The sequence below is a fragment of the Pseudomonas cucumis genome (genome assembly GCF_030687935.1).
GTDB lineage: Bacteria > Pseudomonadota > Gammaproteobacteria > Pseudomonadales > Pseudomonadaceae > Aquipseudomonas > Aquipseudomonas cucumis.
On the sequence record NZ_CP117454.1, the window covers coordinates 2,452,930 to 2,465,610 of the forward strand.

Below are 12,681 nucleotides of genomic sequence, written 5' to 3' on the forward strand. Positions count from 1 at the left end.
GAGGCCCTCAATAACACCTCAAAAGATCGCCTTTACCTCGCGCCCAAACCGCTCCCGATACACCGACGGCGGCACGCCGACCACACTGCGAAACGCCACCCGGAAACTCTCCACCGATCGATAACCGCAGTGCTGGGCAATCTGCTCGGTGTTCTGGCGAGTGCTCTCCAGCAACTCACGGGCCCGGGCCAGGCGCTCATGTTGCAACCATGCCTTGGGCGGCAGGCCGCTGGCTTCGGTGAACCGCCTCAGGAACGTGCGTTCACTCATGGCCGCTTCGCTGGCAAGGTCGCGAACCTCCAGCGGTTCGTGCAGACGTTCCCGCGCCCATTGCATGACCCGCGACAGATCGCTGCGTGGCGTCGGGCTGACCGGTGACGGAATGAACTGCGCCTGGCCGCCGGTGCGTTGCGGCGACATCACCAACCGCCGCGCCACCGAGTTGGCCACCTGAGTGCCGAAATCCCGCGCGACCAGGTGCAGGCAGGCATCAATGCCCGCGGCGCTGCCGGCCGAGGTGATCAATTGGCCGGAATCAACATAGAGCACGTCCGGGTCCACCTGAATGTCCGGAAAACGTTCGGCCAGTTCCGCGGTGTAGCGCCAATGCGTCGTGGCGCCATGACCGTCGAGCAAACCGGTGGCCGCCAATACAAATACCCCGGAACAGATCGACAGCAATCGCGCCCCCCGGGCATGGGCCTTGCACAGGGCGGCGAGCAAAGGTTCAGGCACCGCCGCGCTGCGGTCGCGCCAGCCGGGGATGATGATGGTCCGGGCCTCTTCAAGCAGTTCCATCCCGCCGTCGGCCAGCACCTGAATACCGCCCATGGCGCGCATCGGCCCTTGGTCGACGGCGACGATACGATGCTCATACCAAGGGAAATCGAACTCCGGCCGCGCCAGGCCGAAGATCTCCACGGCAATGCCGAATTCGAACGTGCAGAGGCCGTCGTAGGCCAGAATCGCGACCAATCCAGGGGTGGGCTGCATTTGGCGGAAAATTCCCGGTGAGTGTCTTGTGCGCCACTGTAGCGGCAAGCGCGGGGCAGATAAAGTCTTCCCACACCCACCGAGACTTTGGAGTACAGCCCATGCCCAGCCTGGTTCGCGAAATTCCCGCAGCCCCGTCCGCCATTGCCCTGATGCATTTCAGCAACCGTCTGACCTTTGAAACCGATTGTTCCGACGTCTATGGCAGCCAACAGGCTGGCGAGGTGGATTTTGTCCTGGTGGACGTGCGTGGACCGTTGGCGTTCGAACGCGGCCATGTGCCGGGCGCGATCAACATTCCGGGCCGACTGATCACGGCTGACGGATTGACGGCTTATTCGAAGTCCACGCTGTTCGTGGTCTATTGCGCCGGGCCCCACTGCAACGGCGCCAACAAGGCCGCGGTGAAACTGGCGGCGCTGGGTTACCCGGTCAAGGAGATGATCGGCGGGGTGACGGGGTGGCTGGATGAGGGGTTTGAATTGAGTGTTGTGGTGCAACCTGTCGTTGCGATGCCCATAAGTTGTGAATGCTGACTAATTGTGGCGAGGGAGCTTGCTCCCGTTGGGTCGCGAAGCGGCCCTGAAAACGGCCAACCACGATTCTCAGGAGAGATCGCACTCTCAGTATTTACGGCTGCTTCGCAGCCGAGCGGGATCAAGCTCCCTCGCCACAGAAGTCCATCAATTCTCAGACTCAGCGATGAGCTGATGAAGCGGTCCACCATTCATCCAGCGTCGCCTGCAACCAGTCATCGACGGCTTGATAGGCGGCGCTATCCTGTGGCCCCCGAGGCAACGGCGATTCCTCGGCAAAGTGCTCATTGAGAATCGCCACCGATTCGACATTCCACTCCGGGTGGAACTGCAACCCCACCCGCGTCGCTCCGACGCGATACATCTGCTGCTCACACACGTCACTGCTGGCCAGCAATTGCGCATCCTCGGGTAGATCGATCGCGTCTTCATGCCACTCCAGCACCTTCAGCCTCTGGCCATCGGCAAAGGTCACGGTGGTCCAGCCCGTTTCGGGATGAGCCATCCGCCGCACATTGCCACCCAGGCTCAACGCCAGCAATTGCGCGCCCAGACAAATCGCAAACACCGCCGCGCCCTGAACCAGACTGCCTGCCAGCCACTGACGCTCCGTTTCCAGCCATCTCGGTCCGGCGTTGGATTCATAAGGCCCGCCCAACAGAATCACCGGTGCCGCACTCACCGGCGGCAACTGGCCGAGGTCGGCGCGAAACACATACAGCGTAATGCCACGGGACCGGGCCCATTCGGCAATGGCGCCAGGACCTTCGGCAGGATGGTGCTGGATCAGGTTCAACGTGGGCATCACGCTTCTCTTCCGGGAATGGGTTGGCGGAGTCAATGTGCCGCAAAAAAAGCTTCATCACCAGTGCGACTGTTCAGTCGGATTACACCCGAAACCTTGTAGGTTTTATCTGAAACAAGGGATTGTCCTACAGCCCTTGCACCACCGTGGCGCACGCTTCAAGTGCCTTGAATCCCGTGGCAGTTCTTCTATAAGTATTTGTCGCTTAAACGCAATTTGCCCTCCTGAAGCCGCTCTAGACTGCCGGCCACTTCGGTCTTCACTAACCGAAGGTTGCCAATCGAAAGCTGCCAATAAAAGCCTCCGCACACAGGAGTTATAAATGAAGAAGCGAGTGATGTTCGGTGCCCTGGCACTGTCGATGTTGTCCCTGACCGCCGTGGCCGAAGACGCCAAGCCGATTCGCCTCGGTATCGAAGCCGGTTACCCGCCATTTTCGATGAAAACCCCGGACGGCAAACTCACCGGTTTCGACGTGGACATCGGCGATGCGTTGTGTGAGCAGATGAAAGTGAAGTGCACCTGGGTCGAGCAAGAGTTCGATGGCCTGATCCCCGCCCTGAAGGTCAAGAAAATCGACGCGATCCTGTCGTCCATGACCATCACTGACGATCGCAAGAAGAACGTCGATTTCACCATCAAGTACTACCACACCCCAGCGCGCTTCGTGATGAAGGAAGGCACCGCCGTCAAGGATCCGCTGACCGAGCTCAAAGGCAAGAAAGTCGGTGTGTTGCGCGCGAGCACCCACGACCGCTTCGCCACTGAAGTACTGGTACCGGCCGGCATCGACCTGGTGCGCTACGGTTCCCAGCAGGAAGCCAACCTGGACATGGTCGCCGGTCGCCTCGACGCGATGCTGGCTGACTCGGTCAACCTGGACGACGGTTTCCTGAAAACCGACGCCGGTAAAGGCTTCGCCTTCGTCGGCCCGACCTATGAAGACGCCAAGTACTTCGGCGGCGGTGCCGGCATTGCTGTGCGCAAGGGTGATAAAGAGCTGGCGGACAAATTCAACACCGCCATCACCGAAATCCGCGCCAACGGCAAGTACAAGCAAGTACAGGACAAGTACTTCGCTTTTGACGTTTACGGCCATTAATACGCTGTAGAAAAAAGTGGCCACTGTTGACGCGGTGGCCACTTTTTTATGCGCTCTCTATTGGGATGAGAAACCTGTGGGAGCGAGCCTGCTCGCGATGGCGGCATCAGCGACACCTAAAATGCCCCGGCATGCTTCACAGTGTTAGGCTTTGCCCCGAATCCTGCGCTCTGTGAAGGAAGGTTTATGTTGAAGATACTCGCTCTGCTCACGCTCCTGGCGTCCACCGCCGTCCACGCTCAAGCTCCGCTGCACACCGATCTGCCGCTCAAGTACCTGGAGCAGGCCAACGCTGAATCCCGCAACCAACCCTTGGTGATTTTCCTGCACGGTTACGGCAGTAACGAGCACGACTTGTTCGACATCAAGGAAGAATTGCCGTCGCAGTACAACTACCTGTCGGTGCGGGCGCCGATGACGTTGGAGGAGGGCAGTTACCAGTGGTTTCGCCAGAAGGGCGAGGGCGCCTATGACGGCGAGACGGACGACCTGAAGGCCAGCGGCCAGGTGCTGCGGGATTTTGTCGCACAAGCGGCGAAGAAATATCACACCGAAGCGGACAAGGTATTCCTGGTGGGTTTCAGCCAGGGCGCGATGATGTCCTACGAGGTCGCGTTGCGTCATCCCGAGGCGGTAGGCGGGATTGCGGCGTTGAGCGGGCGCATCCTGCCGGTGCTCAGGTCCGAGCTCAAACCGGATGAAAAACGCCAGCAGCTGGCGATTTTCATCGGTCATGGCACCGCCGACACACTCCTGCCCTACAACGACGGTACTGAGGCCGACAGCCTCTTGCAGCGCCTGTCACTCAAGCCTGAGTTTCATGCTTATCCGGGTGTCGGTCACAGCATCAGCGCCCCCGAGGTGAAGGATTTGAGCGCCTGGTTGCAGCGCCTCAATCCCTGAATCGGTCGGGTTTATTTGCCGCTGACGATTTGTTTGACCAGCGTTTCGTGGCCGGTTTTGTCGTTGGGTCGGGAAATGATCTGAACGATGGCCATGCGCGTGCCGGAAGCGGCCATCAACGTGCTGTCCAGCGTCATGCCACCGCCCTGGGTCGCGGTACTGTCGATCTGCCGAAGGCCCAGGCCCGTGCCTTTCTGGGTCAGGCTTTTTTCGCTGGTTTTATTGAAATCCGGTAAAGCGTTGCGTTGCTCGGTGGCGAAGGCGGACACGGTGGCGTCGAGGAATTCACCGTCGTTGTCCTTGACGTTGGCGCCGCCGGGGATGGTGTTTTCAGCGGCGATCACCACGGTTTTGGTGGTCTGGTTGGTGTACATCGTACCCGTCGCCCCGGCGGTACCGGTGGCCGCATCGCCGGCCGGCAGCGGGTTGGCGATGAACCCCTTGGGCAGGGTGAAGGTGAACTTGCCGCCGAGCATCGAGACCTTCTGGGCCGGCGCTTTGTCGCTGGCAGTGGCCTTGGCCGCCTGCGCATTCAAGGCACCCAGGCTGGCAGCCGCCGCCAGCAGCAGAACAACGGCTTTTTTACTCAACAATGACATTCAAACTCTCCGTGGGATGATCCGCGCTTTGATGGCGATCATCCCACGGATCGCGATTTGTAGCAGCTGTCGCAGCCTGCTGCGTTCTCACCTTGGACGCAATGCCAGCCGTTTGGTGATCACCAACATCCCCAACGACACGCCTACCCCTAAGACAAACCCCAGCCATCCCAACCTCGGCAACGCCAACGCCAGCACCAGACAAAATGCCGCAAACGAATACATCCCGGTCGCCGTCGCCCTGAGCAAGGCAGCGGTAAACGCCGGCCCACGAGTCTGTTGGGAGAAAATCGCCATCACACTGCCCAACACCGGGAATACCGCGAGCAGACCGCTCCAGCGTTCGCCGACGGTGCTGGCCAGCAACGTCACAGCCAAGGTGAGCAGGGCACCGGCGATCATGCGCAGAAGCAGTTTGTCGGACTTCGGCGCCGGGCCTGAAACGATGGGCTGCACCGCGGGAAACAGGTACGGCGCGGCCAGCAATGCGGTAGCGGCGGCGATCACCGAAAACACCAGTGACGGCGGGATCAGCGACAGCACGCCGGCAGCCATGGCCCAGACCAGCAATGAAATCGATAGCGCCCACGGCCAACTCAAACGTTGTGCGACCTGGGCGTAGCTCACGCAGAAGGCAATCATCGCGAACAACGCCGATAGCGCTGCTGTCGCCGCCTGAGCAGCGAACACCTGACCCTGCTCGATGGCGAGGAAGAACAGAATCGGCCCGACCACCACCGGCAACCCCGATAACCAACCGGCCACACTGGGCCCCCAGCGTTTTCCGGCCAGGGAAATCAGCAACAGAAATCCCGGAATCACCAGCAGTTTGAGCATCAGCACGCACGCGTCTCCATTCGGTGTGAGCCGGCTACGCTAGCATTGTGGAGGATGGATTGCTCAGCGGCTGGGCGGGCCTGCGCGCGATGAATGATTACGCGGTCTCCCGAGCAATTGATCGTTCCCACGCTCTGCGTGGGAATGCCTCACCGGACGCTCCGCGTCCGCTTTTTGGGACGCGGAGCGTCCCTGGCTGCATTCCCACGCAGAGCGTGGGAACGATCATGAGTAGGATTACCGCTCGATAGCTAGTGCTACACCTTGGCCGCCGCCGATGCATAACGTCGCCAGGCCCTTCTTGGCATCACGCTTGATCATTTCATGCAGCAAGGTCACCAGCACCCGGCAACCCGAGGCCCCGATCGGATGGCCCAGGGCAATGGCGCCGCCGTTGACGTTGACCTTGTTCAAGTCCCATTCCAGATCCTTGGCCACCGCCAGAGATTGCGCAGCGAAAGCTTCGTTGGCTTCGATCAGGTCCAGTTGATCAATGGACCAACCGGCCTTGTCCAGGCAACGACGAGTGGCCGACACCGGACCGATGCCCATGATCGCCGGGTCGACGCCCGCGTTGGCATAAGCGGCGATCTTCGCCAGCACTGGCAGCCCCAGCGCCTTGGCTTTCTGCGCACTCATCAGAATCACCGCAGCGGCGCCATCGTTCAGCGAAGAAGCGTTACCGGCCGTCACTGAACCGTCCTTCTTGAAGGCGGCTTTCAGTTTGCCCAGGGAGTCGGCGGTGGTGCCGGCCCGAGGCTGTTCATCGGTGGCGAAGGACAGCGGATCGCCCTTGCGCTGGGGGATCAGGATCGGCGTGATCTCATCGGCAAACCGCCCGGCTTCGATGGCGGCCACGGCTTTCTGCTGCGAGGCGGCAGCGAAGGCGTCCTGTTGCTCACGGGTCAGGCTGTATTTCTCGACCAGATTCTCAGCGGTGATGCCCATGTGGTAATCATTGAACGCATCCCACAGGCCATCGCTGATCATCGTGTCGACGATCTGCGCGTGGCCCATGCGCAAACCGGTTCGGGCGCCCGGTATGACGTAATTGGCCAGGCTCATGTTTTCCTGGCCGCCCGCGATGATCACTTCGGCATCGCCGCAGCGAATCGCCTGCACTGCCAAATGCAGGGCTTTGAGACCCGAGCCGCAAACCTTGTTCAGGGTCATGGCCGGCACGGCGAAGGGCAGGCCGGCCTTGATCGCGGCCTGACGCGCAGGGTTTTGTCCGGCACCGGCGGTCAATACCTGGCCCATGATCACTTCATCGACCTGCGCCGGATCCAGACCGGTTTGCGCCAGCAACTGGCGGATCACCGCAGCACCGAGGTCAACCGCGGACACATTGGCCAACGCCCCCTGGAAGCTGCCAATGGCAGTGCGGGTGGCGGCAACAATCACGACTTCTTGCATGGAAAGATTCCTCACTGGGCAGCGAACTGCATTTCCGGGACGTGGTCAGGCACGATCAGTTTACCAGCGGTCTTGGCGACGATTTCCTCGACGCTGACGCCCGGCGCGCGCTCCTTGAGAACGAACGCGCCGTTGTGGATTTCCAGGTAGGCCAGGTCGGTCAGCACGCGTTTGATGCAACCGGCGCCGGTCAGCGGCAAGCTGCAACGCGACAGCAGTTTCGACTCGCCGTCCTTGGACGCGTGAGTCATGGTGACAATGATGTTGTCCGCACCGGCCACCAGGTCCATCGCGCCGCCCATGCCCTTGACCAGTTTGCCGGGGATCATCCAGGAGGCGATATTGCCTTCGACGTCCACTTCAAACGCGCCCAGCACGGTCAGGTCGATGTGGCCGCCGCGAATCATTGCGAACGATTCGGCGGACGAGAAAATCGATGCGCCGATACGCGCGGTCACGGTTTGCTTACCGGCGTTGATCATGTCGGCGTCGACTTCGGCGTCGGTTGGAAAGGCGCCCATGCCGAGCAGGCCGTTTTCCGATTGCAGCATGACTTCCATGCCTTCGGGGATGTAGTTGGCGACCAGGGTCGGAATGCCGATACCCAGGTTCACGTAGTAGCCGTCTTGCATTTCGCGGGCGACGCGCTGAGCCATTTGTTCGCGGGAAAGTGCCATTGTTGTTGTTCCTTATTCGGTCCGGGGGCAGGGGGTCACTTACGCACGGTGCGCTGTTCGATGCGCTTTTCGAACGTGCCGCAAATGACTCGGTCGACGTAGATGCCAGGGGTGTGGATCTGCGACGGGTCCAGCTCGCCGGGTTCGACGATTTCTTCGACTTCGACCACGGTGATCTTGCCGGCGGTGGCGGCCAGCGGGTTGAAGTTCTGGGCGGTGTGGCGATAGACCACGTTACCGAAATGGTCGGCTTTCCAGCCTTTGACGATGGCGAAGTCACCGGTGATGGATTCTTCCATCAGGTACTGGCGGCCCTTGAATTCGCGGACTTCCTTGCCATCGGCCACCGGAGTGCCGACGCCGGTCGCGGTGAAGAACGCCGGGATGCCGGCACCGCCTGCGCGCATTTTTTCGGCGAGGGTGCCTTGGGGGGTCAGGACGACTTCGATTTCGCCGCTCAGCAGTTGCTTCTCGAACAGCGCGTTTTCGCCGACGTAAGAGGCCACCACTTTGCGGATCTGCCGGTCTACCAGCAGCACACCAAGGCCGAAACCATCGACGCCGCAGTTGTTGGAGACCACGGTGAGATCACGCGTGCCGCGGTGCTGGATCTCGGCGATGAGGTTTTCCGGAATCCCGCACAGACCGAAGCCGCCGGAAATCACGGTCATGCCGTCTTCAAGACCTGCCATCGCTTCCTCATAGGAATACACGCGCTTGTCGAACCCTGCCATATGCACCTCTTTTATTCTTTGTGGGCGGCTGGCTAGCCGGATGGGGAGGGAGTGTCTCGCCGGAGGATTTATTTGTTAAGTTGATTTTTAAGGTTGATTGATAGATAAAACTCACCAATTAGTTTCATACCTCGTTGGGGACAGTGACCATGACCGTCAAACAGATCCGCGCATTCCTGGCCGTAGCCCAGAGTTTGAGTTTTGCCGTGGCGTGCGAGCGGCTGCACCTGTCCCAGTCGGCGTTGAGCCTGACCATCAAGGCGCTGGAGGAGGGTTTGGGCGGGCGCCTGTTCACGCGCAATACCCGCAACGTCGCACTGACTGCCGAAGGCGAATCGCTGCTGCCACTGGCTCGTCGATTGATCGCGGACTGGGACAACGCCGAGGATGAACTGCGCCAACGCTTCACCCTCCAGCGCGGCCGCGTGACCCTGGCGGCGATGCCGTCGTTTGCCGGCAACCTGCTGCCGCCGATCCTCAAGACCTTTCGCGCGCGTTATCCCAAGGTCAACGTCACGGTGAACGACGTGATCAACGAGCAGGTGCTGGAAATGGTCCGCGACCGCCAGGTGGAATTGGGCGTGGCGTTTGAACCGACCCAGAGCTCGTCGCTGGAATTTACTCCGTTGTACATCGACCGGTTTGTGGCGGTGGTGCCGCTCGACTCACCGCTGGCGGAGCTCGACGACATTGATTGGCAGACCTTGCTCAAGGAACCGTTCATTACCTTGCAGCGACCCTCGACGGTGCGGGTGATGCTCGAAGAGCACCTGCAGGCGCGGGGCATGAAGCTGCCGGTGGAATTTGAAAGCCATCAGTTGGCGACAGTCGGGCGGATGGTGGCCAGCGGATTGGGTGTGAGCGCGGTGCCGGCCTTGTGCGCCGGGCAGATGCGCGAACTGGGCGCGCGTTGCATTACCCTGCGTGACCCGGTGGTGGAGCGGGCGATCGGGGTGCTGACGACGGGGCATGAACTGTCGGCGGCGGCGCAGGCGTTGTTCGATATTCTCAAGGCCGAGAACCTTGGCCAACAATTGTCCGCGCAATAAGTGTGGGAGCGGGTTAGCCTGCCCGGATGATGATTCTGTCCTTATTTACGCGCCTCCAGAATCAGGTTGAACGGCGTTTCCGTGGCCCGCCGGAACTGGGTGAATCCCGCTTCGGTGAAGACCTTGCGCAACCGTGCCTCACCCGCCTGGGCACCGAGCCCGAGGCCGACTTCCTGGGACAGTGAGTTGGGCGTGCAGATAAAGGTCGAGGCCGCGTAGAACAGTCGTCCCACTGGAGTGGTGTTGGCATCGAGCGTGTCGTTGGCGAAGGGCTCTACCAGCAGCACCGAGCCATCGGGTTTGAGCGATTCATAGGCATGCTTTGCGGCACCGACCGGGTCACCCATATCGTGCAGGCAGTCGAAGTAGCAGACCAAGTCATAGTCGTCGCCCGGATAGCTCTTGGCGGTGCCCTGGAAGAACCGTGCCCGGCCGGACACGCCACCTTCTTCGGCGCGCTGGGTGGCGACGGTGACCGAAGGCGCGTGGTAATCGAAACCGACGAACCGTGAATTCGGAAACGCCTGGGCCATGATCACGGTCGAGGCGCCGTGGCCGCAGCCGATGTCCGCCACCTTGGCGCCGGTTTCCAGTTTGGCGACCACCCCGTCGAGGGCCGGCAGCCATTCGTTGACCAGATGCGCCTTGTACCCTGGGCGGAAAAACCGTTCGGTGCCGCTGAACATGCACGGATGGTGATCGCCCCAGGGCAGGGCGCCATTGCCGCGCATGGCGTTGACCAGTTTGTCCTTGTCATGGAAAAACGACGCAACCACGCCGATACCGCCGGCCACATAGACCGGTGAATCTTCGATCGCCAGGGCCAGGGCTTGCTCTTCGGGCAGGCGGAACTGGCCGTCGCGGTGCTCCATGTAACCGGAGGCGGCGTGGGCGCTGAGCCATTCACGCAGCAGGCGGGTGTTGCAGCCGGTCTTTTCGGCGAGTGCTTCGGGGGTGACTGGCTGACTGTCGGCCATGGCCCGGTACAGGCCGAGTTCTTCGCCGAGGATGACGTTGGCGAGCATCGCCGCGCCGCCCATGTCGTTCACCAGTTTGCCCATGAAATCATTGAGTCTGGCCTCGTCCATCATGTGTGCTCCTTCAGCAGGATCAGGGCCCAGAGGCATTGTTTGTTTGTCGAGGCATGCACCTTTGGGCGGTGATCGTGGGAATGAACAGGACGATAACGGCGTCCTGGACCCCTGCGGGGGGTAATCAATAAGTCTAGTTCGTGTATCCCACTGTATCTGACTGCCTGTCCGATACAGTGGCCCCAGAAGAGCGGCGTTTGTGAACACATTCCCGACACACCGCGGCGCTTGACTGGGCCTGCCGGCCGGCACTGAGTTTTCAGACGCTGGAGACCGGATCCCAGGATGAGATCGACACCATGCAGACTCCCCTCACATCAGCGAAGGCGACCGTCGGGCTAGGCTTGCGCCGCGGCTTAATGAAGGACCTTCAAGCGGCCCCGGTGGGCGCTTTCGACTTTCTGGAGGTCGCGCCAGAAAACTGGATCGGCATCGGAGGCGCTCATGGCGCGGCGTTTCGCGCCTTGGCCGAACGCTATCCGTTGTCCTGTCACGGCTTGTCCTTGTCGTTGGGTGGGCCGGCGCCGCTGGACGTTGGTTTCCTGCAGGAAGTGCGGGTTTTCCTCGATCACCACAAGGTGCCGCTGTACAGCGAACACCTCAGCTACTGCAGCGATGACGGGCATCTTTACGATCTGCTGCCGTTGCCGTTTACCGAAGAAGCGGTGCGCCACGTCGCCGCCCGAATTCGCCAGTCACAAGACATTCTCGGTCGGCGCCTGGCAGTGGAAAACGTCTCCTACTACGCCGCGCCCCGGCAGGACATGGACGAACTGACGTTCACCAACGCAGTGCTGCGCGAAGCCGATTGCGACCTGCTGCTGGACGTCAACAATGTCTACGTCAACTCGATCAATCACGGCTTCGATCCGCAGACGTTTCTGGCCGGCATCGACGCGGGGAGGGTGGTTGCCATGCATGTGGCGGGGCACTTCGATGAATCCGACACGCTGAAGATCGACACCCATGGCGCCTCGGTCAAACCGGTGGTCTGGTCGTTGCTGGCCGAGGCGTATGCGCGGTTTGGTGTGCAACCGACACTGCTGGAACGGGATTTCAACTTTCCGGCGTTCTCTGAGTTGGTGAGCGAATTACAGACCATTCGCCGGCTGCAACAAGGTGAACACCGTGGATAAGCCGAGTTTGTATCAGCAGCAAAACACATTGACCCGCTACCTGCGCGACCCCGACCAGTGTGCGCCACCCGCCGAGATGGACGTGGCACGGGCACAGGTTTATCGTGACCTGGTGTTTTCAAATTTGTCGTCGTTGATTAGCGGCACCTTTCCGGTGTTGGTGAAGATTCTTGGCGATGATCATTGGCGTGTATTGATGCGGATCTTCCTGCGGGACCACCGCGCTCAAACGCCAAAATTCGGCGAGATCGCCCAGGAGTTTGTCGAGTTCCTCACCTCCGAGCCACAGGCGTTGAACGACGGAGCGTGGCCGCCGTTCTTGGTCGAGCTGGCGCATTACGAATGGGTCGAAATGGCCCTGCAACAATCCGACGCCGAGCCGTTGCCGGCCAGCGATGCGGGGTTGCTGCTGGATCGACCGTTGCAGATTTCGCCGTTGGCCTGGCCGTTGGCGTATGCCTGGCCGGTGCAGTTGGTGGGGCCGGATTACCTGCCGGACTCGCCGCCGGCTCAGCCGACATTGCTGTTGGTTCGTCGAGACGAGGACTGGAGTGTGCGCTTCTCGGAACTGAGCCCGTTGGCGTGGCGGTTGTTGCAGCGGATCGGCGAGTTGCCTCAGCTCGATGGCCGAGCGCAGCTGGAAGGGCTGGCGGTGGAGGCGGGGATGGCCGGATCGCTGGAGTTCATCGACAGTGGCATGGCGTTGCTGCGGCAGATGCATGGGGAAGGGGTGATCGGTATAGCGGCCTTTAGTCGCTGCTAATCAGCGAATCATCCATTTCCACCTTTCCTGACTTCTTTCC

14 protein-coding genes are annotated in these 12,681 nt (G+C 60.9%); 6 read left to right on the forward strand and 8 right to left on the reverse strand.

The window, feature by feature from the left end:
* Positions 1-18: 18 nt before the first annotated feature.
* Complete coding sequence (gene ftrA, locus PSH97_RS11225) at positions 19-993, reverse strand: transcriptional regulator FtrA (protein WP_305449229.1); 975 nt, start codon at positions 991-993, stop codon at positions 19-21.
* Positions 994-1,094: 101 nt separating this feature from the next.
* On the opposite strand from ftrA, the gene PSH97_RS11230 reads away from it, so the two are divergent.
* Positions 1,095-1,529 carry a rhodanese-like domain-containing protein gene (locus tag PSH97_RS11230; RefSeq protein WP_305449230.1) on the forward strand — a complete coding sequence of 145 codons (435 nt, stop codon included), beginning with the start codon at positions 1,095-1,097 and terminating at the stop codon, positions 1,527-1,529.
* Between the two features lie 160 nt (positions 1,530-1,689).
* Here the strand turns inward: PSH97_RS11230 and PSH97_RS11235 are convergent, their stop codons facing one another.
* A complete protein-coding gene (locus PSH97_RS11235; RefSeq protein ID WP_305449231.1) occupies positions 1,690-2,334 on the reverse strand; it encodes a type 1 glutamine amidotransferase in 645 nt (214 codons plus the stop codon).
* A 322-nt stretch (positions 2,335-2,656) separates the two neighbouring features.
* On the opposite strand from PSH97_RS11235, the gene PSH97_RS11240 reads away from it, so the two are divergent.
* Together PSH97_RS11240 and PSH97_RS11245 are read left to right on the forward strand one after the other, a co-directional pair.
* Positions 2,657-3,436 (forward strand): ABC transporter substrate-binding protein, encoded by a 780-nt coding sequence (locus PSH97_RS11240; protein WP_305449232.1) that lies wholly within the window; start codon positions 2,657-2,659, stop codon positions 3,434-3,436.
* 186 nt (positions 3,437-3,622) lie between these two features.
* Positions 3,623-4,339 carry an alpha/beta hydrolase gene (locus PSH97_RS11245; RefSeq protein WP_305449233.1) on the forward strand — a complete coding sequence of 239 codons (717 nt, stop codon included), beginning with the start codon at positions 3,623-3,625 and terminating at the stop codon, positions 4,337-4,339.
* 11 nt (positions 4,340-4,350) lie between these two features.
* Here PSH97_RS11245 and PSH97_RS11250 read toward each other — a convergent pair whose 3' ends face one another.
* The 5 genes from PSH97_RS11250 to PSH97_RS11270 all read right to left on the reverse strand — a co-directional run bounded on the left by PSH97_RS11250 (position 4,351) and on the right by PSH97_RS11270 (position 8,602).
* Positions 4,351-4,938: a DcrB/PsbP domain-containing protein gene (locus PSH97_RS11250; protein ID WP_305449234.1), complete on the reverse strand. Its 588-nt coding sequence runs from the start codon at positions 4,936-4,938 to the stop codon at positions 4,351-4,353.
* Between the two features lie 87 nt (positions 4,939-5,025).
* A complete protein-coding gene (locus tag PSH97_RS11255; protein WP_305449235.1) occupies positions 5,026-5,781 on the reverse strand; it encodes a hypothetical protein in 756 nt (251 codons plus the stop codon).
* Positions 5,782-6,012: 231 nt separating this feature from the next.
* Positions 6,013-7,191 (reverse strand): acetyl-CoA C-acetyltransferase, encoded by a 1,179-nt coding sequence (locus PSH97_RS11260; RefSeq protein WP_305449236.1) that lies wholly within the window; start codon positions 7,189-7,191, stop codon positions 6,013-6,015.
* Positions 7,192-7,202: 11 nt separating this feature from the next.
* Positions 7,203-7,868 carry a CoA transferase subunit B gene (locus tag PSH97_RS11265; RefSeq protein WP_305449237.1) on the reverse strand — a complete coding sequence of 222 codons (666 nt, stop codon included), beginning with the start codon at positions 7,866-7,868 and terminating at the stop codon, positions 7,203-7,205.
* Positions 7,869-7,903: 35 nt separating this feature from the next.
* The gene (locus tag PSH97_RS11270; protein ID WP_007896014.1) at positions 7,904-8,602 is read right to left on the reverse strand and encodes a CoA transferase subunit A; all 699 of its coding nucleotides are present in this window, start codon (positions 8,600-8,602) and stop codon (positions 7,904-7,906) included.
* A 149-nt stretch (positions 8,603-8,751) separates the two neighbouring features.
* Between PSH97_RS11270 and PSH97_RS11275 the strand changes: the two genes are divergently transcribed.
* Positions 8,752-9,651 carry a LysR family transcriptional regulator gene (locus PSH97_RS11275; protein WP_305449238.1) on the forward strand — a complete coding sequence of 300 codons (900 nt, stop codon included), beginning with the start codon at positions 8,752-8,754 and terminating at the stop codon, positions 9,649-9,651.
* A 41-nt stretch (positions 9,652-9,692) separates the two neighbouring features.
* Here the strand turns inward: PSH97_RS11275 and PSH97_RS11280 are convergent, their stop codons facing one another.
* Complete coding sequence (locus tag PSH97_RS11280) at positions 9,693-10,739, reverse strand: class I SAM-dependent methyltransferase (RefSeq protein WP_305449780.1); 1,047 nt, start codon at positions 10,737-10,739, stop codon at positions 9,693-9,695.
* Between the two features lie 302 nt (positions 10,740-11,041).
* On the opposite strand from PSH97_RS11280, the gene PSH97_RS11285 reads away from it, so the two are divergent.
* Together PSH97_RS11285 and PSH97_RS11290 are read left to right on the forward strand one after the other, a co-directional pair.
* Positions 11,042-11,878 (forward strand): HvfB family MNIO-type RiPP peptide maturase, encoded by an 837-nt coding sequence (locus tag PSH97_RS11285; protein WP_305449239.1) that lies wholly within the window; start codon positions 11,042-11,044, stop codon positions 11,876-11,878.
* A complete protein-coding gene (locus PSH97_RS11290; protein WP_305449240.1) occupies positions 11,871-12,641 on the forward strand; it encodes an HvfC family RiPP maturation protein in 771 nt (256 codons plus the stop codon). Before PSH97_RS11285 ends, PSH97_RS11290 begins: the two co-directional genes overlap by 8 nt.
* The last annotated feature ends 40 nt before the right edge of the window (positions 12,642-12,681 follow it).

Bases quoted from the DNA above. Each gene is read 5' to 3' on its own strand.
- ftrA (WP_305449229.1), bottom strand. From the start codon at position 993: ATGCAGCCCACCCCTGGATTGGTCGCGATTCTGGCCTACGACGGCCTC.
- PSH97_RS11230 (WP_305449230.1), top strand. From the start codon at position 1,095: ATGCCCAGCCTGGTTCGCGAAATTCCCGCAGCCCCGTCCGCCATTGCC.
- PSH97_RS11235 (WP_305449231.1), bottom strand. From the start codon at position 2,334: ATGCCCACGTTGAACCTGATCCAGCACCATCCTGCCGAAGGTCCTGGC.
- PSH97_RS11240 (WP_305449232.1), top strand. From the start codon at position 2,657: ATGAAGAAGCGAGTGATGTTCGGTGCCCTGGCACTGTCGATGTTGTCC.
- PSH97_RS11245 (WP_305449233.1), top strand. From the start codon at position 3,623: ATGTTGAAGATACTCGCTCTGCTCACGCTCCTGGCGTCCACCGCCGTC.
- PSH97_RS11250 (WP_305449234.1), bottom strand. From the start codon at position 4,938: ATGTCATTGTTGAGTAAAAAAGCCGTTGTTCTGCTGCTGGCGGCGGCT.
- PSH97_RS11260 (WP_305449236.1), bottom strand. From the start codon at position 7,191: ATGCAAGAAGTCGTGATTGTTGCCGCCACCCGCACTGCCATTGGCAGC.
- PSH97_RS11265 (WP_305449237.1), bottom strand. From the start codon at position 7,868: ATGGCACTTTCCCGCGAACAAATGGCTCAGCGCGTCGCCCGCGAAATG.
- PSH97_RS11270 (WP_007896014.1), bottom strand. From the start codon at position 8,602: ATGGCAGGGTTCGACAAGCGCGTGTATTCCTATGAGGAAGCGATGGCA.
- PSH97_RS11275 (WP_305449238.1), top strand. From the start codon at position 8,752: ATGACCGTCAAACAGATCCGCGCATTCCTGGCCGTAGCCCAGAGTTTG.
- PSH97_RS11280 (WP_305449780.1), bottom strand. From the start codon at position 10,739: ATGGACGAGGCCAGACTCAATGATTTCATGGGCAAACTGGTGAACGAC.
- PSH97_RS11285 (WP_305449239.1), top strand. From the start codon at position 11,042: ATGCAGACTCCCCTCACATCAGCGAAGGCGACCGTCGGGCTAGGCTTG.